21 protein-coding genes are annotated in these 24,943 nt (G+C 52.5%); 11 read left to right on the forward strand and 10 right to left on the reverse strand.

Annotated elements, in window-relative coordinates; all coding sequences use genetic code 11:
• Positions 1 to 93 precede the first annotated feature (93 nt).
• Entirely contained in the window at positions 94 to 1,026 is a 933-nt protein-coding gene (locus tag ACO0LG_RS08265) for a LysR substrate-binding domain-containing protein (protein ID WP_423025172.1), read from the forward strand.
• Here ACO0LG_RS08265 and ACO0LG_RS08270 read toward each other — a convergent pair.
• Both ACO0LG_RS08270 and ACO0LG_RS08275 read right to left on the reverse strand, forming a co-directional pair.
• The gene (locus ACO0LG_RS08270; protein ID WP_423025174.1) at positions 1,018 to 1,701 is read right to left on the reverse strand and encodes an SDR family oxidoreductase; all 684 of its coding nucleotides are present in this window, start codon (positions 1,699 to 1,701) and stop codon (positions 1,018 to 1,020) included. The genes ACO0LG_RS08265 and ACO0LG_RS08270 overlap by 9 nt on opposite strands.
• Positions 1,702 to 1,995: 294 nt before the next feature.
• Positions 1,996 to 2,811, reverse strand: coding sequence for an inositol monophosphatase family protein (locus tag ACO0LG_RS08275; protein ID WP_423025176.1), 816 nt, complete (start codon positions 2,809 to 2,811; stop codon positions 1,996 to 1,998).
• Between the two features lie 84 nt (positions 2,812 to 2,895).
• Here ACO0LG_RS08275 and ACO0LG_RS08280 point away from each other — a divergent pair, with 84 nt between their 5' ends.
• From ACO0LG_RS08280 to ACO0LG_RS08290, 3 genes are all read left to right on the forward strand, one after another.
• A complete protein-coding gene (locus tag ACO0LG_RS08280) occupies positions 2,896 to 3,561 on the forward strand; it encodes a TetR/AcrR family transcriptional regulator (RefSeq protein WP_423025178.1) in 666 nt (221 codons plus the stop codon).
• Positions 3,562 to 4,073: 512 nt separating this feature from the next.
• Positions 4,074 to 4,712 carry a hypothetical protein gene (locus ACO0LG_RS08285; RefSeq protein WP_423025180.1) on the forward strand — a complete coding sequence of 213 codons (639 nt, stop codon included), beginning with the start codon at positions 4,074 to 4,076 and terminating at the stop codon, positions 4,710 to 4,712.
• Between the two features lie 231 nt (positions 4,713 to 4,943).
• On the forward strand, positions 4,944 to 5,192 hold the full coding sequence (locus ACO0LG_RS08290) for a hypothetical protein (RefSeq protein ID WP_423025182.1): 249 nt from the start codon (positions 4,944 to 4,946) through the stop codon (positions 5,190 to 5,192).
• A 196-nt stretch (positions 5,193 to 5,388) separates the two neighbouring features.
• Here the strand turns inward: ACO0LG_RS08290 and ACO0LG_RS08295 are convergent, their stop codons facing one another.
• From ACO0LG_RS08295 to ACO0LG_RS08310, 4 genes are all read right to left on the reverse strand, one after another.
• Positions 5,389 to 6,135 (reverse strand): SDR family oxidoreductase, encoded by a 747-nt coding sequence (locus tag ACO0LG_RS08295; protein WP_423025184.1) that lies wholly within the window; start codon positions 6,133 to 6,135, stop codon positions 5,389 to 5,391.
• 259 nt (positions 6,136 to 6,394) lie between these two features.
• Positions 6,395 to 9,481, reverse strand: a complete 3,087-nt coding sequence (locus ACO0LG_RS08300) for a di-heme oxidoredictase family protein (protein ID WP_423025575.1) — start codon at positions 9,479 to 9,481, stop codon at positions 6,395 to 6,397.
• A 1,191-nt stretch (positions 9,482 to 10,672) separates the two neighbouring features.
• On the reverse strand, positions 10,673 to 11,410 hold the full coding sequence (locus tag ACO0LG_RS08305) for a siderophore-interacting protein (RefSeq protein ID WP_423025186.1): 738 nt from the start codon (positions 11,408 to 11,410) through the stop codon (positions 10,673 to 10,675).
• A 221-nt stretch (positions 11,411 to 11,631) separates the two neighbouring features.
• Positions 11,632 to 12,867 carry an MFS transporter gene (locus ACO0LG_RS08310; protein WP_423025188.1) on the reverse strand — a complete coding sequence of 412 codons (1,236 nt, stop codon included), beginning with the start codon at positions 12,865 to 12,867 and terminating at the stop codon, positions 11,632 to 11,634.
• Positions 12,868 to 13,228: 361 nt separating this feature from the next.
• Between ACO0LG_RS08310 and ACO0LG_RS08315 the strand changes: the two genes are divergently transcribed.
• Positions 13,229 to 13,840, forward strand: coding sequence for a hypothetical protein (locus ACO0LG_RS08315; protein WP_423025190.1), 612 nt, complete (start codon positions 13,229 to 13,231; stop codon positions 13,838 to 13,840).
• A gap of 17 nt (positions 13,841 to 13,857) precedes the next feature.
• Positions 13,858 to 14,601, forward strand: a complete 744-nt coding sequence (locus tag ACO0LG_RS08320; RefSeq protein WP_423025192.1) for a hypothetical protein — start codon at positions 13,858 to 13,860, stop codon at positions 14,599 to 14,601.
• Between the two features lie 117 nt (positions 14,602 to 14,718).
• On the opposite strand, the gene ACO0LG_RS08325 is transcribed toward ACO0LG_RS08320, so the two are convergent.
• On the reverse strand, positions 14,719 to 15,924 hold the full coding sequence (locus ACO0LG_RS08325; RefSeq protein ID WP_423025194.1) for an MFS transporter: 1,206 nt from the start codon (positions 15,922 to 15,924) through the stop codon (positions 14,719 to 14,721).
• A gap of 105 nt (positions 15,925 to 16,029) precedes the next feature.
• Between ACO0LG_RS08325 and ACO0LG_RS08330 the strand changes: the two genes are divergently transcribed.
• The 4 genes from ACO0LG_RS08330 to ACO0LG_RS08345 all read left to right on the forward strand — a co-directional run bounded on the left by ACO0LG_RS08330 (position 16,030) and on the right by ACO0LG_RS08345 (position 19,631).
• Positions 16,030 to 16,932, forward strand: coding sequence for a LysR family transcriptional regulator (locus ACO0LG_RS08330; protein WP_423025196.1), 903 nt, complete (start codon positions 16,030 to 16,032; stop codon positions 16,930 to 16,932).
• Positions 16,933 to 17,234: 302 nt separating this feature from the next.
• Positions 17,235 to 17,975 carry a hypothetical protein gene (locus ACO0LG_RS08335; RefSeq protein WP_423025198.1) on the forward strand — a complete coding sequence of 247 codons (741 nt, stop codon included), beginning with the start codon at positions 17,235 to 17,237 and terminating at the stop codon, positions 17,973 to 17,975.
• Between the two features lie 131 nt (positions 17,976 to 18,106).
• Complete coding sequence (locus tag ACO0LG_RS08340) at positions 18,107 to 18,694, forward strand: SMI1/KNR4 family protein (protein ID WP_423025577.1); 588 nt, start codon at positions 18,107 to 18,109, stop codon at positions 18,692 to 18,694.
• Between the two features lie 25 nt (positions 18,695 to 18,719).
• Entirely contained in the window at positions 18,720 to 19,631 is a 912-nt protein-coding gene (locus tag ACO0LG_RS08345; RefSeq protein WP_423025200.1) for a hypothetical protein, read from the forward strand.
• Positions 19,632 to 20,055: 424 nt separating this feature from the next.
• On the opposite strand, the gene ACO0LG_RS08350 is transcribed toward ACO0LG_RS08345, so the two are convergent.
• A complete protein-coding gene (locus ACO0LG_RS08350; protein ID WP_423025202.1) occupies positions 20,056 to 20,718 on the reverse strand; it encodes a TetR/AcrR family transcriptional regulator in 663 nt (220 codons plus the stop codon).
• A 200-nt stretch (positions 20,719 to 20,918) separates the two neighbouring features.
• Between ACO0LG_RS08350 and ACO0LG_RS08355 the strand changes: the two genes are divergently transcribed.
• Entirely contained in the window at positions 20,919 to 22,169 is a 1,251-nt protein-coding gene (locus ACO0LG_RS08355) for a TCR/Tet family MFS transporter (protein WP_423025204.1), read from the forward strand.
• 471 nt (positions 22,170 to 22,640) lie between these two features.
• Here ACO0LG_RS08355 and ACO0LG_RS08360 read toward each other — a convergent pair whose 3' ends face one another.
• Positions 22,641 to 23,006 (reverse strand): hypothetical protein, encoded by a 366-nt coding sequence (locus ACO0LG_RS08360; RefSeq protein ID WP_423025206.1) that lies wholly within the window; start codon positions 23,004 to 23,006, stop codon positions 22,641 to 22,643.
• A gap of 417 nt (positions 23,007 to 23,423) precedes the next feature.
• Complete coding sequence (locus ACO0LG_RS08365) at positions 23,424 to 24,731, reverse strand: M20/M25/M40 family metallo-hydrolase (RefSeq protein ID WP_423025208.1); 1,308 nt, start codon at positions 24,729 to 24,731, stop codon at positions 23,424 to 23,426.
• Between the last annotated feature and the right edge of the window lie 212 nt (positions 24,732 to 24,943).

Here is a 24,943-nt window from a genome sequence, read left to right on the forward strand (position 1 = left end):
CTGTGAAGTTCTCTAATCTGGTAAGATTAATTTAATCAAGTACATCTCAAAAGCAATCATTTTTAATGAATTGGTAAGAATTGCTAATCAATAATGCGTATTCCTTTGCAATTTCTTCCTGCTTTTCGCGCCGCTGCCCAGTTGCAGAGTTTGCGTGCGGCTGCATCGTTGCTGAACCTGACACCCAGCGCCATCAGCCAGCAGATCAGTGCGCTGGAACAGCAGCTTGGTTTTGCCTTGTTTGAGAGACAGGGCAGGCGGGTGTTGTTGAATGCGGCTGGCAAGATTTTCCTGCAAAGCGTAGATGCTGCCCTGGATGGGCTGGAAGCAGGTGCCAGGGCTGCCAGGGCTGGAGAAAGCGCCGGTGCCGACACCGTGCTGCGCCTTACCGTCGTGCCCTCGTTTGCCCAACGCTGGTTGTTGCCACGCATAGGCCACTGGCGCGAACGTCACCCGAATATCCGCCTGAGTATTGAGGCTACCCAGCAAAGCCGTGACTTGCAGTCGCAAGACCTGCATGCTGGCATACGCTTTGGTAACGGCCATTGGCAGGGGCTGGAGGCAGAGATGTTGTCAGACCTGGACTTGCCCTTGCTGGTGGTGGGCTCACCTCATGCAGCGCACAGGCTCAAGGATTACACACCAGAACAAATCGCCCGCGAACCCCTGCTGGGCGACCCGCTGGTGTGGCAGCGCTGGCTGGACGCGGCAGGCATCAAGGGCAAGGTCGTGCCAGTTGCCAGCTTTGCCGAGACTGGCCTCATGTTGCAGGCTGCAGAGCATGACCTGGGGTTGGCGCTGGCGCGTGGCGTCTATACGGTGGATGCGCTGGCAAATGGCAATCTGGTGCAAGTCTCGCAAGTGATTGCCCGGCACAATGTGCGGCAACGCTACTATCTCGTCTACCCACCCGCACTGCGCAACTGGGCACCCTTGCTGCATTTGCGTGCATGGCTCTTTGAAGAATTGCAGGAATCACGCCAGCACATGGTCGCCATGGGCATCATGCCTGAATTCTTATCTTAACCATGCATGCACTGGCCCTGCATCGTTGGCATACACATCCCACACACTGTTTTCTGGTGCTGATGTTGCGGCGGCGACCATCGCAGTAGCCAGGTCAGGCCTTGCTATTGTGCGCTTCATGTCGAGGCGATGATTGGCCTGGGCAGATAACATGGCTGCTGTTGCTGGTCTGGTCGTTTCAGTTCCATTTTCTACTACATCAACCAGCCGCGGCGCACGCAGTATCACATACGGCAAGCCGCTATCGACTAGGGCTTGTTCCCTGTCCACGATATTCTGTTGCATGCCGCGTTTTGCCAGGTTCAGCAAATGCCAGGTCAGTGATGATTTGCCCGGCCCCATGACCGAGAGCAGGATAATGCGTGGAGGCATTGTGTGACGCTGTACACCATTCAGCACATTCACGAAACCATCAAACATCACCGAGCGTATCAGCTGTTTTGACGCAAATGCCTTGTGGATATCCACCGTAAAAAATACTGCCTCCAGCTCACCTGCCAGTGCTGCGGCAATGGCTTCTGGCTTGCCCACATCGGCAACAACGGGTTTGATCAATTCTGTTGCTGCGGGTGGCTTGCGTGCAATGGCACGCACAGTGTGACCCTGGCTGGCCAGCAAACGGGTGATGGCCAAACCTGTGCCGCTGCTGGCACCGACGACTGCGTACTCTTTCATCATTATTCTCTTTTCTCTTATTGATTAGGACAAACGTAAAATTGACCTTGACGGTTTTTGCCTCAGCCATGCATGGATGGCAATGAGCACGATGAGCGCAACCAATGTAGCGCACCCCAAACCGTCATTACCGCAGGCTTTTAGTGGGAATCCATCCTTGATCAACCGCACAGGCAGTAAGACACGTAAGGCCGATCGGGCATGGATACCCGCCTGCGCGGGTATGACGAATTGGGACGTACGGCAAGCTGCAAGCTTTGGGGTGGTTTTGCCTAAGTCCTATTGATATATTGTTTATATGTTTTTTAAAACGTTGACCAACTGGTCATTCATGACAGGCGCGCTGGCAATAAAATTGGGGCTGGATAAAGTCCAGGGCTGGCCAGTCCAGTCTGTTACCTGGCCACCGGCTTCAGTCACCAGCAAGGCACCACTGATGAGGCCAGACAAGACATTGCCATGCTGCCAGAATGCATCGAGTTGTCCGTTGGCGACCTGTACCAGTTGCATGGTCGCAGGCACAGCCATGCGCACCAGCAGCGCATGTTCCAGCATGGCCGTGACAGACTGGCCTATCTTGCTGTAAGCCAGCTTGCCTTCACCCGGCGTCGCCTGGCCAGTGCTGACCAGCGCCGCTGCCAGGCTGGGTTTTTGTGATACATGCAGGGGCTGGCCGTTTAGATAAGCACCGCCGCCAAGCACTGCCATATAGAGTTTTGCCGCCAGCGGCTCAGCAACCACCGTCAGCACCGGCACATTGTCACGTACCAGCGTTGCTGTCACTGCCCACTCAGTCGTGCCGTGGATATGGTTGACATTACCTTCTGCCGGGTCAGCCACCCACCATTCACCCGCAGGCAGCGGACCGCTGGATTTTTCATCGTCCAGCCATTGCGCATCTGGGCGCAGGGCCAGTAAAGACGTACGCAATTGCGACGTCACGGCAGTGTCATTGTCTTCTATCATCGTCAGCAGTTGCGGCAAGTCAGCAGGACGTGCATCTGGCTTGAAACGCTGGAGCAGCAGGTCAGCCGACTGGCGTACGGCGATGATGGTTTCATCCAGCAATTGCTGATCGTTTTTCTGTTGATGGTGGTTTTGTGTTTGCATGATTATTTGCTTTCCCTAAGTTCGTTAAGTTGAATAAAGTAGAGATATAATATGAGCTATCGCTCATTTTAGAAACTCGCATTCATGACCAAGCCCATCAAGCAGGCCGCCACCCCGCTGGCCCCTCGCAAAAGCCCCACACAAGCCCGCTCTGTCGCTACCGTAGAAGCCATATTGCAAGCTGCTGCTCACATTCTCGAAACTGAAGGCCTCAGTGCCTGCTCCACCAATGCCGTGGCAAGAAAGGCTGGCGTCAGCATAGGTTCGCTGTACCAGTACTTTCCCTCGAAAGACGCCATCAGCAGGGCGTTGATACTGGAGCAAACCACGGCACTGGTTGAAGATGCCGGGAAAATAGATCTGGAACAAGGTGGCCGCAAGGCACTGGAAGACTTGATCGACATCGCCATCACCCACCAGCTAAAAAGACCTGCGCTGGCAAAGATCCTCGACGCAGAAGAACTGCGCCTGCCCGTCGCCGCAGACCTTAAACGCCAGTCCACCCGCTTGCGCAAAACCGTGCACGACATACTCTCTCAGGCCGATATGCCAGATGGTGCAAACGATGCAGATGTCATGGCCGATTTAATGGGCATCATCAAGGGCCTGGTCGATGCAGCAGGTGCGCGTGCCGGTTCAGACTCCCCTGCCAGCGCCGCCAATTTGCGCAAGCGGGTGAGGAGGGCGGTGTTCGGGTATCTAGACGCGGGGGGAATGAATTTTCATACTGACAGCGGTCGATTAAGCTGAAGCCATAGCAGATTGAGGTGTTTGCTCTGGTAGGGTGCGCCATGCGCACCATCTTCGGTGCATGCAGATATCACCGCGCGCGAAGTGATTGTTTCTAAAAATTTGCTGACATTGAGAGCGGTGCGTACGGCGCACCCTACGTCACTAACCTCATCGCGGAGGTAGAAATAAATTTACAGCCTCCAACATTTCTCTGTGCCTCTGTGTCTCTGTGGTGAGCGTTCAGGTCTTATGTTTTTTCGTTTGACGCTTGAATGTTTTGCAGCAGGTCGAATCCTTTCCTGGACGCCACCGCAACGTAAGGCCAGCAACCTGAACTTTAGTCTGGTTCACATAAACACAAAAGAGGCTTATCATCTACCTGGCTTTCGTCTATCAAGAATCATGGTTAAGCTGGTGTTTAAGCAGAACTTTGCTGCCTTGCCAGATTGCCGTACCTGAAAATACGTGATAAGTCGTAATGAAGGGCAAGACTACCGCATCGTGTGATCAACTTTCGAGAAATAAGCACCATGAATCCATCAATGAAACCAGCCGTGTTCTTATGTGCAGCCATCGCGCTTGCCAGTTCCCCCTGTGTCTATGCCGCCGATAAACCGGCTGCTCCGGCTGACCTGGCGCTCTCCTGCCAGAATCCGGTAAAAAAAGGCGATACCGCACAAAGCCTGAAGAAACGCTATCCAGGAAACACCACGGTGCAGGAAGTGGATGGCGCGGAAGGCGCAACTCAAAAAGTACTGGTGCTTTATCCGCAAAACCTGATGAAGCCCTACAGGGTAGAAGTGTACTTTGATGATGACGCAATGACCCGCCTTGTTTCCGTCAATATCAATGCTGAGAAAAGCCAGTGGACTTACCAAGGCTTGAAGATACTCGATTCCATCCAGGCAGTAGAAAAACAGAACGGCAAACCGTTCACCCTGTATGGTTTTGGCTGGGATTACGGCGGCCACGTCACCAGCTTCAATGATGGCGTTTTTTCAAAACCATCCGGCGACTGCACCCCGCATTTCCGCTTCCAGCTACGTACTGATAAAAATGTACCCAAGGCGATAGTTGGCGAACAAAAAATTAAATCCAGCCTGCCCGCAGTGATTCAGGCGCAACCTTATCTGAGCGAAATATCACTGGATTTTGTTGAGCAAAAATAGCGAGGAAATTCGCAATTCCTGCGTAGATACGATTAGCGCAGCGTAATCGTACGCATGAGATGGCGGAAATAGCTATGGACCTCAAGCAAATCCCATGATTGTCGCCTATGCATCTCTGCACGAGATTGATGTATCCTTGATTCAAAGTCATAAAGCGGGAAAATTGCGGCTGACCATGCGTACGATTACGCTACGCTAATCGTACGTCCCTCTCTACCATAAGGATGCACCATGGTAAATATTGATGAATACAAAATTGTTTTTGAATTAATCTCAAAAAAAGATTCCAGAATGAATTGGTACAATCTGGAGATAGCATTGTCTCGTCAAGGGTTTGGAGGGAGTATAAACGCATTGCAAATTTTGGAGCGTTTGTTATCCGAGGGACTTCTTGAGACAATTTCTAATCAACAGTTGCCATATCCGATTTATAAAATTACGGATGCTGGCCGAGCCCGCTTGTGTACAAGCGCAGCGTAGTCGTACACAACCGAGTCCAAAGAAAAGGAAAAGACCTCAAGCAGATCGCCTGATCATTGCTAGTCCATCTCAACATGAACATGATTATTGCTGACTGAAAACTATAAAGCAGCCATGTTGCAAAAGCAGGCTGGAACAGGCAACATGCATACGATTACGCTGCGCTAATCCTGCCTATGTCCCTCCGTTTTCAATCTCACTCAAACACCCCACCCTCATCCGCATCCAGTATCACCGACAAAGTAATATGCCGTGGCCGCGTCAGTGCGAACAGGACGGCATCTACCACGTCCTTGCTGGTCGCCCGTTCACCTTTCTTGCGGTTTTGCACGGCGTCCCATTCTGGCTGCTGCGGTGTGACATCATCGAGATAAGGCGGGTGTACGCTGATGGAGCGGATGGGGCTGCCTGTCAGCATTTGCCTGAAGCCATCTGCGAGGCCCGCCTGGGCGCGTTTGGCGGCGTAGAAGGGGACGGAGACGCTTTGCATTCTCGCGTTTGGCAAGCCGCTGATGGAACCTATGGTGAGAATGTCTGCGCCACTTGATAGCCTTAGAAGTGGCAACAGGCCCTGGGTCAGCAGGAAGGTGCCGGTGACGGCAGAATTGATGACACCGAGTACTTCGGCTGCCGTGTAGGCTTGGTCTCTGGCTTCTAGCCACATGGTGCCGTTGTTGATCAGCAGGTCGATGTGGGTGTGCGATTTGTTCAGCGTATCGATGGTGGCCTGTACGCTGTGCATATCGGCCAGATCGGTTTCTACACATACCGGCATTTCATGTCCCAGGCTTTGTATGATGCTGGCGGTGTCGGCAAGCTGTGCAAGTTTGCGGCCACATAAAATCACTTTACAGCCAGCCTCTGCCAATGAGATCGCCAGCGCGGCACCCAGGCCGCGTCCTGCACCGGTGATCACTGCGGTTTTTCCAGCCAGACCAGTCATACATTCTCCTTAGGAATTTTTCTCATGAATTTTTCTCATTAAGCGAGTGGAAAACTATACAGCAGTCTTGTCGAGCATGCAGTCGGCAAGGCTTATAGGAGCGGCTTTAGTCGCGAACAACTGGGCCGTAGCATGGGATGTGGCTGCTCAGGCATTTGCGGCTCAAGCCGCTCCTGCAGCGGTAACTACATTCCTGCAAAAGAAAAACGGCTGCTGAACATGCATCTGTTCAGCAGCCGTTGCACTTATTGCCAGGTGATTACAAAGACTTCAGGAAAGCCAGTACTGCATCGCGGTCTGCTTTAGACAAGCCTTCAAAGCGCTGGCGTGCCTTGTCTGCTTCGCCGCCGTGCCAGAGGATGGCCTCGGTCAGGTTGCGGGCGCGGCCATCGTGCAGGTAGCCTACCTTGCTGTTATTGCCCATGACTTTGTCGGTATAGCCTATGCCCCACAGTGGCGAGGTACGCCACATATTGCCCTGGGCCTGGCCTTCTACCAGTTTGTCGGCCAGACCTGTGCCCATGTCATGCAGCAGCAAGTCTGTGTAGGGCTTGATGGTCTGGTTGCGCAATTCAGCCAGCAAATGGCCGTTGCCAGTTTTCATCTCCACCGTGTGACATGCCGAGCAGCGCATGTTCTGGAACACCTTGGCACCGGCACTGACTTGCTGCGGATTGACGACATGTTCATCCATCGGTGCCACACCTTTGGGGAAGCCGCTGGCGATGCTGCGTTGTGCAGGCACGGCCACCAGACCCAGGTAGCGGGTGATGGATTGCAGGTCAGCTTCCGAGATGCCTTTTTGCGCTGGTGCGGTGGAGCAAGTAGCCGGGTCCGTGATGCAGCTACGGTTAGGATAGGGGGCAGATGTCACCGCCATGTCCTGCAATAACGCAGCAGCAGCCTGGTGGCGCAGGGTTGCCTTGGATGCCTTCCAGCCAAAGCGGCCTACACGTACTGCACCGGTCTCTGGTTCAAACACATAGTTGGCAATACCGACGACACCATCAGCATCGGGTGCAGAACGCACGCGGGCCAGGATGTCAGCTTCAGGCACGGCTTCGAGCAAGCCCATGCCTATCATGGGTTGGGCAGCGCGCAGTGAATACACAGTGGGTACTGCACCTTCAAATGCCAGCGTAGGTTTGCGCAACTCAACATTGCTGCCATCGGCCAGTTTGGTGGTGCGGGTTTCAAATCCGGCCACGTTGACATTGGTGCCCCAGTTTTGCGGCACACCGCTGGTCGAGAAAGCATTCATCTGTACCACGGTGCCATACTGCGGATGCGGCAATTGCTGGCCTGCTGTATTGGTGGCTGCTACCCTTACCGACATGCTGTCAAGACGCTGGTTGATGGCGGTAGGCGCAGGGCTGCGGCCATTATTGACGTGGCAGGCAATACAGGCAGACTGGTTGAAACGCGGCCCCTGCAATCCTACTGCCTGCTGGTAACGGTCATTGCCATTCTCATTATGGTCACCGGTCGTAAAGTTGGTATGCACCAGGCGGCGGCCCTCAACAAAGCGCTGTATGTTTTGCATGCCCGCATTATTGTGCGGCTGCTGGAACATGAACAGACCATTGTCAGAATAATTGTAGGAGACTGAACCCTGGCCACCCGACAAAGTTTCATCAGGCAAAGGCACCGAGTTCAGGCGTGGCTGCACGCCATACCATGGCTTGAGACCAGTGCCGACCACATAAATCCATTCGGCTGAGTAATAACGTACACCGCCGCTGTCACCCTTGACAGCCATGCCTTCAGGCGTGGAGAACATCGATGGCGAGACTTCGATGATGTCACCTGCCACCAGCGGACGTGCCGGGATATTTTTATCATTCGGGAAGCCGTTTGCATCCAGGTCGCTATGTCCTGGATAGTCTTTCACGCGCAAAGTACAGGCACCATTCACACCATCAGGGCTGCTGAGCTTGTTATTGGCAGGGTAGGGTACAGGTTTGCAGATGGCGACATTACGATCGACCAGTTCACCCGGATTCATCCAGCCATAACCGGTGACGCCCACGCGGTCAAAGCCGCGGAAAAAGGCTACGCCACCCGGCAAAAAGTCTACGGTATTGTATTGGTTGACTGTGAGCACTGGCTTGGTCACACCAGCCACGCGGCTATTGTCGATGATCTCAAAACCCCAGGTGCGGTTCTTGAAGTATTGCGGTACAAAGGTCAGGTAATTGCCGGGGCCTTTATCGACTGGAAGGCCGGTGACCGCATCGACAGTTTCATTCGGGCCATAGCCAATTTCATTCCACTCTTCACCACGTTCACGGCCATGGCGCGCCAGGCCGCGCGCGCCAAAGCGCGTGACCAGCGTGCCATCAGGCAGGCTGAATTGCAGGCTTTCCAGCGGTTCTGCCGCAGCAGGCAAAGGTGCCCAGCCACTGCCGCTGTTAGGGAATTTCAAGGCAGATGTCGTCGCGTCGGCAATAGTGTTGTCGCTGCCTGGTGACTTGAATTCAACTTCAAACAAAGAGTAACCATACTGGGTAGCGCGGACCACACCTTGCAGGCGTATGTAGCGGGCATTTGCACCCAGGTTAAAGAATTCTTCCGTGCCGCCCTTGCCACCACTGACATAGCGCAGTTGCGTCCAGGTCTGGCCATCGTCAGATACGCGCAGGGCGTATTCCTTGCCATAGGCATTTTCCCATACCAGCTTCATGTAGCCGACGGGTGTCTTGGTGCCAAAGTCAAATTGTATCCAGGCACCGTCTTCCGAGATGCTGCCCCAGCGGGTATTGGCTTTGCCATCAATTGCCATGGCGGCGGACATGGCCTGGTTTTCTACGGCGGAAGATGTCGCGGCGACAGGCTTGACTGCAACGCCAGGTTTGGTCAAATCTATCGTTCCAGGGTTGCCTGGCTGACTGGGTTGCGTTGGATCTGTACCCGGCTGGGTAGCCACCGGTGTGCCAGAGAAAGCCTGTATCTCAATGATGGAATAGCCATATTGCGTAGAACGCTTGATGCCCTTCACACGCAGGTAACGACCCTTACCGTTCAACTCAGTCAGGTCCTCGACACCGCCCTGGCTGTTATCGACGGTCTTGATCGTCGTCCAGTCACTGTTATTGTCAGAGACCTGCAACAGGTATTGCGTGGCATGGGCATTTTCCCATTGTATGCGCACGCGGGTGATGGTTTCTGATTTGCCAAAATCCAGCGTCAGGTACTGGTCATCGGTAAAAGCACTGCCCCAGCGGGTATTGTCGCTATGGTCGATGGCCGCTGCCGCTGACAGATCACCACGTTCAACAGAGCTGGCAGTGGCTGTGACGGGTGTCAGCGCTGTTTCTGTCGGTGCGCCTTGCGGTGGCGCAGCCATGGGCGTATTGCCTGCGCCATTCTGTGCGGAATCAGCGCTGCTGGACCCACCACAGCCTGCCAGTTGTAAACAAAGTAGCGATGAGGCCAGGTAGATGGCCGTCATGCGGTTGGATATTTTTTTCACGTAAGAACTCCTGGTTGGTACGTTTTGTATTTGGATGCGACAGGTAGTCCACATCCTAGTGTCGTGCATGGAACATATTGCATGTCTGGAGAGTGCGCAGACATGGGAAGTGTCGGTAGTGCGATGACTTCAAAAAAAGACAACGACGCTTAAATGTGTTTCTCAACTCGTCGAAGCACAACATTACATAAATGCCCTACAGCACGCAAGCAAGCGGGCGGCACTAAACAAGTCACCAAATGGTTACCTATCTCTCACTAAAAGGTAAGTATTCAGCCTTTAGCTCCGCCCCAAAATTGGGCACGGCACCTCTCATTTTTTGTCAGTCGATTGACATAATTGGTCAGTTTTTGGAAAGCATCCCACTTGGGCATGGGTGGGATGGACATTGGGATTGGAAACTTTTCCAGTTTTTGTGCTTGATTGTGTGATGTTAATGGTTCTTTAACCGGGAATTTGACTCCTCTTCAAGGGGAGCGCAGCGAGGTTTCACGAACTATGCCTTGCGCCGCAAACTTGCAAGCGGCGCGGTGGATTGGTTGGGATGGGGATGGGTTTCTTCAGCAAATGAAACAATATTTCATCAGCCGAAAACCATCCCTGTCCTAAGCTGTCCACTACGCCGCTGATAGGCTGCTTAGATTCTGTCCGCACAAAACAAGCTTTGTGAAATTCCGGTGCCATCCCTTGAACCGGAGGGAATTTAGTCATCAACAGTAAGAACAGTGCAGATATGTTCAACGTGGTGGCGGTAAAAAATTCCAGTTTTGAGGTTGATCGTAAATAGAAAAATGCACACAGAAATCTTGCCGGTGTTCGAGGAGCCTTGTGAATGGGCATCATGTGCATCATCGCTCATTATGCTATTGAACCTGCTGACAAAAATCGTCCTCCAATTATGCAAATGAATTCCCAGTCAGTTAATTTTTTTAAAAAAAAGAAAATGCTGTTTAGTATTCAACTCATTTATGACAAGCTTGCAAGAAACAAATTGATTTCCCTGTTACAGAAAACTTACAAATGCTCAAGGTAAAAAATGACGCCAGCAGCATTTTGCAACACACTTTAATTTTCCCGTGTCCAATAACTTGAGGATTTAATCCATGCTTCTGGCTGCCCGCACTGTTCCACCATATAAGTACGCAAAGCCCGCGCAGCCTGTTTTTCGGCAGCGATCCAGATGTAACCCTCTCCGGGTGGGAAAGTATAAGCAGCCGCTGCTGCCAGCAGGGCCTGTTCGTCATTGCCTGAATCGTGCTTGCGGATCAGCCATTGCGCTTGCCAGTTGGCTGCTGCCATACAAGCCTGTTTATCTGCCGCATCTGCAAGCATGACGATGCTGGTGACGTGCACGCCAGCGCGCAATTGTTCAACACGTCTTGTGATTGCGGGCAGGGCAGTGGCATCGCCAATTAACAGGTACCAGTCAAAATCATCTGCTACAACGATGGATTTACCCGGCCCGCTGACGATCAGCGTGTCGCCTGCTTTTGCCTGCCTGGCCCATGCATTGGCTGGCCCATGCTGATGCAAGGCAAAGTCCAGCACCAGCGTGCGTGCCTGTGTATCGAAATATCGCGGCGTATATTCGCGTGTAACAAGGCTGTCTCCTTCGCCAGCAACGGGCAGCAAGATCTTGACGTGGTCATCATGCGCGAGGCTGGCAAAGTCATGCAGATCATCTGAATAAAAAGTGATGCGTTGCATGTTCGGTGTCAAACGCGTGACGCTGGTGACGCGCAGGGTTCTGCGGCGTTTTTCCCAATGCAGGCGTTCGATGTGGTGTTTGGTGTTTGTGGTCATGATGTTTTGATTTTGTGAGTATTGGTTCGTATTGATTAGTTTTCGTGAGTTGGGCCAGGTGCAGGTTGAATCGGTGTAGGTTGGGCCGGGCCTCGCTAGGCTCCGCTTTACCAGCCCAACACGCGGCGTTTACATGACGTAGACGTTTGCAGGGGCCAAGTGTTGGGCTGATGAGGTGTAGCCCAACCTACACCTCGGCCCAACCTGCACCCAAGCCCAACCTACGGGGTTTTCTCTCCCCCGCACCGCCTGACATTAAACGCCAGTGCCAGCGTCGCGCAAATGGCGACAGGTATCCCTACCATCCATGGCAGACGCACGGCGATTGCATATAGCGATGTGCCCGCCGCCGGGCCTACGGTATCTTTCAAATCTGCCGCTACCGAAGCTGCTGCCATGTAAGTAGCCCGTGCATGCGCAGGTGCCAGTTCCATGATCAGGCTTGGCAGCAAAGGGCCAAACAACATTTGCGATAGCGACAGCAAACTTACGCCCAGCACCAGTGCCGCCAAAGTGGATGAAAACAGCAGGCAGATGAAAGCACCCACCAGCACGCAGCCGCTGGCAATCACCATCCTGACATTGGACACATGTGCGAGAACAGCGCTGATCTTCAACTGGAACAGCACCGTCAGTACCGCAGCATAGGTAAACAGCAAACCTATCTGCGAAGGTGTCAGGGTGCCTGCATCTACTGCATACAGCGGCAAGACTGAACTTAACCAGCCCGCCGATATCTGCAAGCACATCGACCACAACAGCAAACCGGCAAGACGCGCATCCCGGAAGGCGGGCAGAATGCCGATCAAACTCTCTTCATCTTCATCCGGTAAAGTATCTTTTGTCAGAGTCTCCGGGAGCCACAGCGCAATGATCAGCGTACTGATGAGTATCGCCAGTGCAGAGCCCAGAAATACGGCACCCAGCGAAAACAGTACCAGCACAGAGCCCACCGCCGGGCCAGCCACACGGCCTGCGCTCGACATGACGCGTGCGATGGAAAAGTAATATCGATGCTGCTCCGCCGGTATCGCATCGGCGATGACGGCAGAGATGGTGGGGTGCAAGACGCTTTCAAACGCGCCTATCAAGATCAGCACCAGGGCAGATGCCCATACACCGTGCGTAAAGTAGAGAATCGCAAAGCCTATCCCCACGCCTGCAGTGGAGATCAGCAAGACAGGGCGGCGGCCGACACGGTCAGCAATGCCGCCCACCAGGGGCGTGGCCAGCAATTCGCCGCTAGAATAGCAAGCCAGCAGCAAGCCTATGTGGCTGGCAGAAATGCCTGCATCCTTTTCTGCCCACAAGGCAAAAAATGGCATGAGTACACCATCAGCAAAGCCGATAAAAAAACAAAGGAAAATGCCAACAGCAGTGGCTAGAGGTGCATTCGCGAAAATGCGGAGAGAGGCAGAAAGCCTCTCGGGTAGTTGTGAGAGTAATCGCATATACATTATCCATGGCGCGACAAATCTGCTTGCAAATGCAGGACAAATTTGTTTGCGCGTTGGCTAACGTAAACGCTTACGTCACTGTTTCCAGTGATATGGGGTGATGTTAACAAAGAAAAAACAGGCAGTCAATGCGCTGATTTTATGCCAGCGTCGCTGGAGTGACTGGACTGATTTCTAATGAACACCCGATGGTAACCCGGCTTAGCCGGACTGACTTGACAAAATAGATAAGCAAATAGCATCGCAATTTCAAATGTAACCAATTGTAGCCTGGGCTATAATCTGCCATTGTTTTTACGCAAAAACATTGCATTTTTAACTATTAAAAGACAATAAAATTTGCTCACCGTCACTTTATATTATGAAAAAATCATTCCTGGCTTGTTTGTCTTTCCTGGTTTTTGCCTGGCCCAGCCTGTCGCAGGCCGAGGTGCGCAAATGTGTGACACCTTCAGGTGAAACGATATTTACTGACCAGCCCTGCAATGCCAAGATAGGCAGCAATGCGACCGAAGTTAAAAACGATGCGACTCTGCGCAAGATCACGGCCATGCAAAAAGACCGCGATACCGGCAAAAGCTGTTGGGTGCTGGAGCACAGATATAGTCAATGCGATGTCAGCGTAGATCACACTCTGATGACCAACTTCAAAGAAAACTGCACCATACCGAAGAACCAGTTTATCAAAGAGCGCGCCAACGACAATGTCAGCACCAGCTATAGAACTTACAGGGAGCGCCGGGAATACAGAGATTCATCGCAAGAAATCGATGATCTGGAATATAGCCACAGGGATACACGTAAAAGCCGCGCTGTCTTGCAATGTGAGGTACTGGAAAAAGATATGTGGTCTTATCTCAAGCAAAACTTCAACGGCAAAGTTCCACCCCAAGACGCCAAGAATATCGAAGTCAAATTAATGGGTTTGCCTGATCCTGAAAAAAGCAGCAGTTCTTATAACAAAAGAAGATAATTGCCCTTGCAGACTTCATGCACAGAAAGCAGTTCGCATTTGCACTCTCAACCTTAGAAAAAAATCACCTGATGAACGACCATAATGAGCGCTCCTTGCAAGTTCTTGACAAGGCCAGGCAGACGCATGCCGCAAAAGAATATGAGACATCGCTGGTATCTTATGAATGGTTTTTTGATCACGCACTGGATGAGGATAAAGGTTCACTCTATGGTGTGCGCTTGTCGTACTGCCTTTTTGGATGGGTGGAATTGGGCCAGGAATATGAGCCAGCCAGAATTCGCCTTGAACAAAAGCTTGAACACAGCCTCCTTGCACTGGAGCAGTCACGCAATCCGGAATATTTTCATGACTACGCCTCAATAGGGGCCTGTCTTGACCAGCACGAAGCTGTATTGGACAAATTCATCGCTTATCATCATGCAGATCCCAGGCTCGCCAGGGAAATCGTCCACTTCATCTGGGATGAGCTGCTGGCCTCACCCCACATGCTTGTTTGCGCCACTTATATTGATAATGCGTCGGCACTCTATGAGGACAAGCTTGAAAAACATGATGAAACAATGAAAGTCTTTGCATCCAGACCAGAACTTGCTACGGACGATTTTATGCAGGGAATGAGGGACAGGTTCATCCAGGAGGCCACCAATATCGTCAAGGTATTGCAGGCTGCTGGACGTAATGATGAGGCTGGCTCTGTTTCTGCGAAGGCGAAAGCGGATATGGAAAAAAGAAACTATATTCATTCTTTACCAGGATGATTTTTTTCGGGCTTGTGAGGTATGACATTAATGCAGGAGCGGCTTCAGCCGTGAACACGGGGTTTGCTGTTTGCGGCTGAAGCCGCTCCTGCGGTGAAGCATGACAAGTCGGGCAATTCAATGCATGGCAACTGAGCTTGTTTGTCCAGGAATGAAGGAAACCCCATCAACCCTGTCCAGTTTTCCCGCCAGCGTTGTCAGGCCCCAGGCACCTACTACGACCAAAGCGCCTATCCAGGGTGTATGCATCAAGCCAATGTGGCTGACGATCAACCCACCCGCCCAAGCACCAAAGGCAATACCGACATTAAAGGCTGCGATATTCAAGCCTGATGCAACATCCATAGCCTGCGGCGCATCCTGCTCTGCACGTTGCACCACATACACCTGCAAACCCGGCACATTACCAAAGGCTACTGCACCCCAGGCCAGCACGGTCAACAAGGCCAGCCATTTGTTATGTGCAGTAAAAGTCAGCACCAGCAAGACCAGGGCAAGCAAGGCGAACACGATTTGCAATGCTGCGACCGGGCCTTTTTTATCGGCGAGTTTGCCACCCCAGATATTGCCAAACGTCACCGAGACACCATACACCAGCATCACCAGTCCCACCGCATTGGCGCTAAAACCGCTGATGTCTTGCAGTATCGGAGCAAGATAGGTGAAGGCGATAAAGCTGCCGCCATAACCCAGCGCCGTCATCGCATATACCAGTAACAGGCGCGGTTTTTTGAGCACTGCCATTTGCGTCAATAAAGAAGCGGGCTTGCTGCTGGCGATGCTGGAGGGAATCAAAATCGCACAACCAATAAAGGCAATCACACCCAGCGCCGACACCGCCAAAAACGTTGCCTGCCAGCCCAGATGCTGGCCGATGAAGGTACCCAGCGGCACGCCCGTCACCAGCGCCACTGTCAGGCCGCTGAACATCAGCGCAATCGCACTGGCCGCCTTGTCCTTGGCGACCAGGCCAGTGGCTATCGTTGAACCTATCGAAAAGAACACTCCATGCGCCAGCCCAGTCAGCACCCGCGCCGCCATCAGCGAGGCATAGTTGGGGGCCATCCAGGCCACCAGGTTACCGATGGTGAACAAGGCCATCAGGCCCAGCAATAACTGCTTGCGCGGCACCCGTCCAGTCAGTGCTGTCAATACGGGCGCGCCGACTGCAACGCCCAGCGCATACAGGCTGACCAGCAAACCGGCAGAAGGAACAGACACCGCCAGGCTGCTGGCGATGGTAGGGATAAGGCCGACAATCACAAATTCTGTCGTACCGATGGCAAAGGCGCTGAGTGTCAGCGCCCACAAAGCAAGTGGCATATGGACTCCATGCAGGGGGAAATGAATAACAGGCTGAAGTCTGCGCCCATGCAAGGCAAAGAAAAATAGCTTAAGCTACACTTTACTTATGACTCGGAGTCAATAATGCTAAGCCTGGAAACCATGAAAGCCCTGGTCGCAGTGGCCGATACCGGCTCATTCTCAGCCGCAGCAGAGCGCCTGGGGCAGACCCCGTCCGGCGTCAGCCGCAGCATTTCCCGCCTGGAAGCACAACTCGGTATGACCCTGATGACGCGCACCACCCGCAAGCTGGAGTTGAGCGAGGAAGGTCACTGGCTCTTGCAAAGGGCAAAGAAGATACTCTGTGATATTGATGACACCGAAGAACAACTGACAGCCAGATTGTCGCAACCATCCGGCCTGGTGCGGGTAAATGCCGCCACCCCCACGCTTGATCATCTGCTGGCCCCGCTGGTAGCAGATTTTCTCGATGCCTATCCCCTCATCAGGCTCGAACTGGTCAGCGGTGAAACCTTTGTCGATCTTATCGAAGAGCGTGCCGATATCGCCATACGCATAGGCCAGCTCACCGATTCCAGTCTGCACGCACGCCGCCTCGGTAGCAGCCGCATCCGCCCGGTAGCTGCACCGCATTACCTGGCACGCCATGGTGAGCCCCAAACCGTAGCCGACCTGGCGCAGCACCGGCTACTGGGTTTCACCGCCCCCGCCATTCTCAATACCTGGCCTCTTCCCAAAATCGATGGTGCAGATAATGAAGGCTACACCATAGACCCTATCGTCAGCGCCAGCAACGGCGAAACCTTGCGCCACCTTGCCGTGCAGGGGGCTGGCATCGTCTGCCTGTCTGACTTCCTGACCATGGCCGACCGCGCCCACGGCAGGCTCAAACCCGTGCTGGCTGACATCAGCCTGCCGTGGACGCAGCCGGTCTGGGCAGTATTCTATAAACAGGAAGCCATACCGCCACGCGTGGCCGCCTTGCTGGATTTTTTGATGACGAGATTGCCGTTGGACAGGGTGTGAGGGGACGGATTACGTCAATTTTCAGGTTGAAACATGCAAATCGCATCGCCCGCTAATTTGCCTACCCTCAAAATCGTCATTCCTGCGAAGGCAGGAATCCATCGTATTTGTGCCGTGAATTTTGATATGCCCTACGGTGCGCACGACAATATCCAGCAGAAGCGGCTTCAACCGCAAACGCGATACCGTATCCCTATTTATGTGTGAGAAGGAATTAACTCTAACCCATTGCAATTTATGCCCGAATATCATTAAATTGCAGCGACCCTGGCAAACCACATCCTTACATCCATCCCAGCCTGATGCCGCATAAAAATAAACTCCACCGCCTTGGCATCATGGCCTTGTTGATGACGACAGCCAGCCTCGTCGCCTGTAAAAAGACTGCCGACACGACTGCCAGCATGGTAGCAATGTCATCTGCCAGCGCGCATGCACCCACGATAGAAACCAGTACTGCCGCAGAAACAATATCAGACACAGTGCCTGCATCCGCCGACACCGGCCCCTTTGGTCTCTCCATGGCCATCAGCGAAACCGAGCTCTCCAGCAAATTGGGCTTTGTCAAATCCAGCAAGGCCAAACATCTGTTCGAAGGCCCACCACCCAAACCCGCAGATGATTTCAGTGACTACTATGCCGTCACCGCCCCCATCAGCGGCGTCTGCAAGGTCGGTGCGTCGCGCACCATCACCGCCGTTAGCGGCACCGGCGAGCAAATTAAAGCCGCCGCCGACCGCATCGCCCAAGCGCTGGAACAGCAATATGGCAAACCCAGCCTCAAAAAAGACAAAGTCAAAACCGACATCTACAGCCGCCGCCCGCAATTCTGGATGGTCGGCCTCAAAGAAGGCTCGGTCAGCTACGGCTACCTGTGGGCCAACGGCAAGACCGAGCGCGAACTGCCGAATAACATCCTTAACATCATCGTCTTCGCCCAGGCCCACGCCATCAACCGCGGCGAAGTGGGCGTCAGTTATGAGTTTGCGAATTATGCGGATTGCCAGAAGGAGTGGCGGTTGGAGAAGGGGAAGAAATCTTGATCCCCACAAAGCGAAAAATACCCCTCGGACAATGAAACTGCAAGAATAACAACACAGAATCAATTTTAGGAAAAAATGACATGCAGGAAGAGATAGGCGCAGTTTTGAATATTTTAAAATTTCCTCCAGCAATGCGATGCGTTGCAGAGGGCGAGTCAACTGAGCAGCGATATCAGGCCGTACATCAGTTTGGCGACAAGCTGCCTGCCAGGAAGCTGGCCACATGGTTGCCGCCTTCGATGAAGGAATTATTCAAGAATTTTAATGGTGCCAATTTATTTCGTCCCACTGCTGAGGCTAATGCAGGCTTTGTTTTTTTCGACCTGGAAGAAATTGCGCAAGAACAAATTGACCTGCAAGACGAATTTAGTGACGATACAGAATCCGGCGGTTACGATGCTGAAGGACTTGCATGGATGGCTGGTCTGATACCCATTGCCGCTCCCTTTTATTCAGGCGATCGTTTTGCCATTGATACTTGCAACCGCCGCTCAGATGGTGAATGCAGAGTTGTTTTTATTGGCCATGAATTGAGATATGGCGGGCCGCTACAGCCAGATGATGTTGAAGAAATTGCCGCAAGCTATCTTGAATTTTTCACGGCAGTATTGAATGACCCTCTCCGCTATATCACCAAGGGCTGGAGAGATGAAGTCACAGAACAGCATTGGTATATTTCTGGATTGGCCGTAGAAAATACTGAAAAATCCGATGATTAATCTTTATTGAATACGCATCCCCATGATGAACAACCCAATTGCTGATCAACTTGAGAAACAGTTGCGCGCGTTCTCAAATGAACATATTCGCGATGTCGATAGCGTAGCGTTCAGATTTGAGATCGATTCTGGAGAATGCAAAATTGCCTATCGCCAGCAACGCAAAGTTGAGAATTTTCAACCACCTGCCCAATCGCGAACACAAATAGAAGAATTCTCTGGTTTGATAATGCAGATGATTGCATTTGTTTGTGCAGGAAAGCAAGAACCGAATGTGGTAGTGATGGATGTTTCGCACAGTGGCTGCTATACAAAATTCTCTTACAATGAATTGCACGCATTTTCTATATCTAAAGAAGATGTAGGATTGCCAAATTCTTTTTATCACCCCAGCACTGTCATACTTCCTCAGCAGATGCGGCAAAAAAATAAGGAGAACATTGTGACTGGACGCGTCATAAGCAGCGTTTGGTCTCTTGTTGCTGCATCGGATATACACCAGCAAACAATTGATCCTTTATTCGTGCGGGCTCTTCTGCTGGATGGGCGCGCAGACTTCGCACCACCAGAACGCAAAGCGATGGAAGGCTTACAGCTTACTATTTATGAAGATGGCAGTTTTTACGATGAAGCGATGGATCCATGTTTACACGTCAATTGGTTCAATAATGATGGTGAGCTAAATGCCTACCATACAACTTGCCAAGGACGAGTCAGCCAGTATGAAAGTAAGTTGTTCTTGCTGCCTGATATTCCTTCTTTCTTGGGCACCCCAGCAGAGAGTGAGGCGGGATTTGTGCGTTTTGACGACACCAGCACAAAGATAGTCGATGCTATCAACATAGACAAGCAAGCGCTGTCCCGTACGATATCTGTATTAACAGACGGCATATATTTATGCCGCTTGTATTACAACTATGAGTTGAAATCATTGTGAATTCATAAGCGATTAACTATAAGCGATTAACTTTAAGTAATCGCACGCGTGATGATGATGGATAAAGGCATCTTTTACCAGAATGGGAAAATTGTGCTATGTAATAACAATCTGTAGGGGGCGTTGCAACGCACCACATACGGGAATGTATAAAACTGATGGTATTTGTTTGCGTGCACCCATGCGGTGCGTTGCAACGCACGCTACCGGATACGGCTTTAAAGTGAACGCGCGGCTCTTATAACCGTATCGAAGCCGTGGAGTTTAAAGTACCGCAACACATATTCAGGTCATCCCAGCGCAGGCTGCGATCCATCTGCGCAAATGCTGTCATCAACGATAGTGAGAAGCCTCAAGGAGTATAGGGACAGGCCACATCACGATGCCGCGGCAATATGAGGTTCCGGCATTCATGTAGCCAATCTCAACCATAAACCGTCCCCGCCATCGCCGCCTTGATCCCCACGCTACCTCTATCAACAATCGCCAGAAAAACTGCTTTCGCTTCTGCCGCATCCTGCTTTTGCCTGAAACTCTGGTGAGCCTGGACAAGTGCCACCGTCCATGTCGCCAGCAATAAATTAGCCGCCAGTGCGGCATCGGCGTCACTAGCTTCACGCTTCAGGGATAGCGCCAATGACTCTGCCACGACTTGTGCTATCTCATCGCGTATGGCCCTGGCGCGTGCCTTCAGGGTGTCGCTGCCTTCTATGGTTTCTATGAAACCCTGGCTGCCTGGCGAGATAAAACCTTTGGCACCGGCGGCAAACCTGACATAGGGGCTTTCTTCTGCCACGAGTTTGTGCGCGAGCAGGCGCAGGGTCTCGATTGGGGAAATGGCGGGATCGCGCTGGCGCAAAGCCTCGCGCAGCAGGTCGCGCCCCTCTTCATCACGGTCAAAGAACATGTCCTCTTTGCGGGGGAAATGATTGAACACCGTCATCCGCCCCACGTCAGCCGCGGTCGCAATGTCGTCTACCGTCACATGATCAAATCCACGCTCCTGGAAGAGCAGGGTGGCAGCATTGGAGATGCCCTGGCGCATGGCCAGACGTTTGCGGGAACGGAGATCGGATGGATTTGACATGCTTCGAATCATAGCATATATTAAATGTACTCAGTATATAATTATATTTGGTATATAAATAAGAAGGTGAGTGTTATGACCAAAATTACAAAAGCAAATGTGCTATCAAATCGCTGCTGTGCGATGCCGCAAACTATGTGCGCCCTTGCTGCCAATCGACAACGCATGTCCAAAAAATCAGGCTGTACAGGAGCAGGGCAATGACTGAAGCAACTAACATCACAACTAACATCACAACTAAGACCGCAATGAATCACGCGACGAACAAGACAAGCAGCAAGGCATTGAGCGTTATCTTCGCCGCCATCGGTCTCGATGCGGTTGGGATAGGTCTGATCTTCCCCATCCTGCCGCGCCTGCTGGAAGAGGTCACCCATGGCGACAATGTCGCGCCCTATATAGGGATCATGACCGCGCTATATGCAGTGATGCAGTTCATTTTTGCACCTGTGTTGGGTGCATTGAGTGACAGGCTGGGCCGCCGCCCGGTGCTGTTAATCTCCTTGGCCGGCGCGGCCATCAATTACCTCGTCATGGCATTCGCGCCACAACTCTGGATGCTGTTCCTGGGTCGCGCCATCGCCGGGCTGACCAGCGCCAACATGGCGGTGGCCATGGCCTATATCACCGACATCTCACCAGAAGACCAGCGGGCACGCCGCTTTGGCCTGTTCAATGCGGTGTTTGGGGCAGGCTTCATCATCGGTCCGATACTGGGTGGTGTGCTGGGTGACTACTGGCTACGCCTGCCATTCATCGCGGCAGCGATCTTGAACGCGGCCAATCTGCTGATGGCATACTTCGTCTTGCCAGAATCACGCACACCCAGCCGGGAAAAGCTGGATCTGGCAGCGCTTAACCCGCTGTTGCCCATGCGCTGGATATTCTCCATGAAGAACCTGGTGCCCGTTACGGTCGTCTTCTTCATCCTCAGCATGACGGGTGAAGTGTATGGCACCTGCTGGTCACTATGGGGCAATGATGCCTTTCACTGGAACGGTCTGTGGATAGGCCTGTCTCTGGGCACCTATGGCCTGTGCCAAGCACTCGCGCAAGCCTTCTTGCCCGGCCCTGCTGTCAAGTTGCTGGGTGAGCGCGGCACCATACTGACGGGGTTTGCGGGAACATGCCTGGCCCTGGTCGTCATGGCTTTTGCAAAGCAGGGTTGGATGGTGTTTGCAGTGATGCCCATCTTTGTCATGGGCGGCGTCGGCATACCCGCCTTGCAATCCCTCGCAAGCCGCATGGTCGATGAGGGCATGCAGGGGCAATTCCAGGGGGTGCTGGCATCCGCTGTCAGCCTCGCGTCCATCATTGGCCCGCTGATGTTCTCGACGCTGTATTTCGTCGTGCGCTCACAATGGCCCGGGGCGATCTGGCTCAGTGTGATGGTGGTGTATGCGCTGGCGGTGCCGCTTGTGCTAAGCTTGAGATTCCGTAGCGCTGAGTGAACTAGAAAATCTTATGCAAAGCTTTTTATCCTGGCTATCGACTATCTATTGATATGGCCTATCGTCATCGAACAGCATAAAAAGACTGCGACCAAAAATTCAAATAAATTTATTGTCTGGGGATTGGTGATGATGGTGATGCTGGTTGTGGGAAGTATGGTTTTCTTGAATTAATGGCGGCAAGGTGGCGTGCAATGACATGAAAACCTTGCTCCTATAACCGTATCGAAGCATTTTCGTCTGCAACTCTGTAATAAATATTCAGTCCGTGTAGGTACGATTAGCGCAAGCGTAATCGTACGCATGCGATGTCTCAAATTGCATGTTGCTTCAAGCAATCCACTTACCCTCCTGCCCCATTGTGATGTGAGCGTGTTGCATGCCAGATTCTATCTCATCGCATGAACAGGGATTGTCAAGCAGCATGGGAGCTGGCCGCTGACCATGCGTACGATTACGCTTGCGCTAATCTTACCTACTATCCTGTCTTCGTTTAAGGTTCCTTGCCGTGCCAGAATCTTCTCTTCCGGGCCTCACCCAGGCAATATCATCATCACTTGCCGCTGTCATCGCAGCATCCCGCTCTTCGTCTGAGTTGAATCCGCCGACTGTCTCAAGCCCAAACGCGCAGTTTCTAGGTTTCTCAAACATATGATATACCTTAATCTTGTCGGTATATAAGACGAGATACCCTTGTGCCATTTCATCTACTCCCCGTGCATCGCCAACCACAAATGAGTCGCCCCGCTCCAACGCCTCTGCTAGTTTGGGGACATAATGCTCGGTGAATTCTTCGTTTGAAATCTTTAAATGACCGCTGATGTATGCTGTTTTCATATTTCCCAAGTAAATTTGTCGTAAGTTTTCGGCGTCTTACACCAAAATGCTCAGCAATCCAGAATTTTGCCGTTCCAGGCACGCCGAGCAGCTTGCGTAGATACGATTAGTGCATACGTAATCGTACGCATGCGATACCTCAAATTACAAGTCGTCTCAAGCAATCCATTTGTCCGCCTGCCCCATTGCGAAGTGAGCGTGTTGAATGTCAGATTTTATCTCATCACAAGGCCAAGGAGTGTCAGGCAGCATGGAGGATTGTCGCTGACCATGCGTACGATTACGCTAGCGCTAATCGTACCTACGGCCCTTAGGTTTTTAAATTCTATTATCTGCATTTTAATTTCCTCTACCTCGTGCTAGAGGCTGACGTAATCGGCGCAGGCTGTGGTCGTACCGACTGCCTGGCCGTTGGTTTTACCGCGTCAACCTATACAAATAAATCGCCGTCCTGATCGTCGCTCTTTGTATCGAAGAAATATCCAGGTCTTCATCCGGTGAATGCGCACCTCTGCCGGTGGCGCCGAGGCCATCCAGGCTATCGACATAGGGCGCGACGAATTGTATATCGCCGGCGCCGCGTTCACCCGGTGGGATGGCCTTGATCTCACCGAGACCTGCATCAAAGCTGGCTTTGGAATACAGGTCCAGCAGGGCGTAGTTGCCGGGGGTGGGGGACATCGGTGGGTAATTTTCGTTAAAGCGTATCGTTGCGCTGGTGCCAGCCAGGTTTTTGCTGACGATGTCTTTCATGTGGTCTCTGGCGCGCTGGCCCTGTTCTACACTGAGGTAACGTAAATCGCCATGTACCTGGGCACTGGGGGCGATGACATTGGTTTTGCCAAAGGCTGTGCCCTTGCTGCTCAGGTTGTCGTAACTGATTTCGGTGCCACCGACGATATTGCCGGGGTTGAAGGTCAGGTCAGGTTCGATCAAGGTTTCGCGAAAGCTGTTCAGGATGCGTGCAGTTTCATAAATCGCGCCATAGCCATTGTGGCCAAATACGGAGGCTGAATGGCCTTGTTTAGCCGTCACATCCAGCACAAACCCGCCAGAGGCACGGCGGCCTACGGTGCCGGTGGCATTGCCGTTTTTATCGAGTGCCGTACCCTCAAAGGCCAGGGCTACGTCACTGCGTTTGGCGGCGTTGATAAGGTCGTTACGGGCGGTGGCAAGCGGGTGGCCCGGGCTTTCTTCATCACCGCTAAAGATCACCTGTATGCGGGTATTGTCGAGTGCACCAACGGCATGCAGGGCGCGCAGGGCTTCTATCATGATGACGTCGCCACCCTTCATATCATTGACGCCCTGGCCGCGCACACGGTTGCCTTGCTTGTCCCATAACTGCACGGCGCTGTCTTTTTCAAACACGGTGTCGAGGTGGCCTATCATCAGCACCCGCTTGCCTTGTTTGCCTTCACGCTCGGCCAGCAAATGACCTGCACGGTTCATGGCTGCTGGCATCTCAGACCAGCTGGTCTTGAAGCCCAGGCCATCAAGCTCGGCGCGGAACAGCTTGCCGACATCACGCACGCCCGCATGATTGAGTGTGCCGCTATTGATGTTGACGCTGCGCTCCAGAAGTTGCAGTGAAGCTTCAGAGCGTGCTTGCACGGCGGCGACGATTTTTTGCTCGGTCGGTGACAGGCCTTGCGCGTTGGCATTGAATGTCAATGCACCTATGGTCAAGGCGATGCAAAACGGGAGCAGTTTTTTGATGAGCATGGCGCGTTCCTGAATTGGGGTGGACGATTTAGATAAATGCATAATGTACACGGTTTTTAAGGAACAGGTTAGAGCGAAAACATCAGTACGGTACACCGTGCGCACCGTTTTTTAGACAAGGTGACGGTGCGCACGGCGCGCCCTACAGGTCATTTATTTGTGGTTTTTGTAAAAGTCCAAAAATCTCACCAAAGAGACACCGGGACACAGAG

This window comes from Undibacterium sp. Ji42W (assembly GCF_049340405.1).
GTDB lineage: Bacteria > Pseudomonadota > Gammaproteobacteria > Burkholderiales > Burkholderiaceae_D > Undibacterium.

Coding starts and splice junctions, on each gene's coding strand:
- ACO0LG_RS08320 (WP_423025192.1), top strand. CDS start 13,858: ATGCACAGAAAGCAGTTCGCATTTGCACTCTCAACCTTAGAAAAAAAT.
- ACO0LG_RS08290 (WP_423025182.1), top strand. CDS start 4,944: ATGGTAAATATTGATGAATACAAAATTGTTTTTGAATTAATCTCAAAA.
- ACO0LG_RS08350 (WP_423025202.1), bottom strand. CDS start 20,718: ATGTCAAATCCATCCGATCTCCGTTCCCGCAAACGTCTGGCCATGCGC.
- ACO0LG_RS08265 (WP_423025172.1), top strand. CDS start 94: ATGCGTATTCCTTTGCAATTTCTTCCTGCTTTTCGCGCCGCTGCCCAG.
- ACO0LG_RS08365 (WP_423025208.1), bottom strand. CDS start 24,731: ATGCTCATCAAAAAACTGCTCCCGTTTTGCATCGCCTTGACCATAGGT.
- ACO0LG_RS08295 (WP_423025184.1), bottom strand. CDS start 6,135: ATGACTGGTCTGGCTGGAAAAACCGCAGTGATCACCGGTGCAGGACGC.
- ACO0LG_RS08280 (WP_423025178.1), top strand. CDS start 2,896: ATGACCAAGCCCATCAAGCAGGCCGCCACCCCGCTGGCCCCTCGCAAA.
- ACO0LG_RS08335 (WP_423025198.1), top strand. CDS start 17,235: ATGCCGCATAAAAATAAACTCCACCGCCTTGGCATCATGGCCTTGTTG.
- ACO0LG_RS08310 (WP_423025188.1), bottom strand. CDS start 12,867: ATGTATATGCGATTACTCTCACAACTACCCGAGAGGCTTTCTGCCTCT.
- ACO0LG_RS08300 (WP_423025575.1), bottom strand. CDS start 9,481: ATGGCTGCGCCACCGCAAGGCGCACCGACAGAAACAGCGCTGACACCC.
- ACO0LG_RS08305 (WP_423025186.1), bottom strand. CDS start 11,410: ATGACCACAAACACCAAACACCACATCGAACGCCTGCATTGGGAAAAA.
- ACO0LG_RS08340 (WP_423025577.1), top strand. CDS start 18,107: ATGCGATGCGTTGCAGAGGGCGAGTCAACTGAGCAGCGATATCAGGCC.
- ACO0LG_RS08315 (WP_423025190.1), top strand. CDS start 13,229: ATGAAAAAATCATTCCTGGCTTGTTTGTCTTTCCTGGTTTTTGCCTGG.
- ACO0LG_RS08325 (WP_423025194.1), bottom strand. CDS start 15,924: ATGCCACTTGCTTTGTGGGCGCTGACACTCAGCGCCTTTGCCATCGGT.
- ACO0LG_RS08345 (WP_423025200.1), top strand. CDS start 18,720: ATGAACAACCCAATTGCTGATCAACTTGAGAAACAGTTGCGCGCGTTC.
- ACO0LG_RS08355 (WP_423025204.1), top strand. CDS start 20,919: ATGACTGAAGCAACTAACATCACAACTAACATCACAACTAAGACCGCA.
- ACO0LG_RS08270 (WP_423025174.1), bottom strand. CDS start 1,701: ATGAAAGAGTACGCAGTCGTCGGTGCCAGCAGCGGCACAGGTTTGGCC.
- ACO0LG_RS08330 (WP_423025196.1), top strand. CDS start 16,030: ATGCTAAGCCTGGAAACCATGAAAGCCCTGGTCGCAGTGGCCGATACC.
- ACO0LG_RS08360 (WP_423025206.1), bottom strand. CDS start 23,006: ATGAAAACAGCATACATCAGCGGTCATTTAAAGATTTCAAACGAAGAA.
- ACO0LG_RS08285 (WP_423025180.1), top strand. CDS start 4,074: ATGAATCCATCAATGAAACCAGCCGTGTTCTTATGTGCAGCCATCGCG.
- ACO0LG_RS08275 (WP_423025176.1), bottom strand. CDS start 2,811: ATGCAAACACAAAACCACCATCAACAGAAAAACGATCAGCAATTGCTG.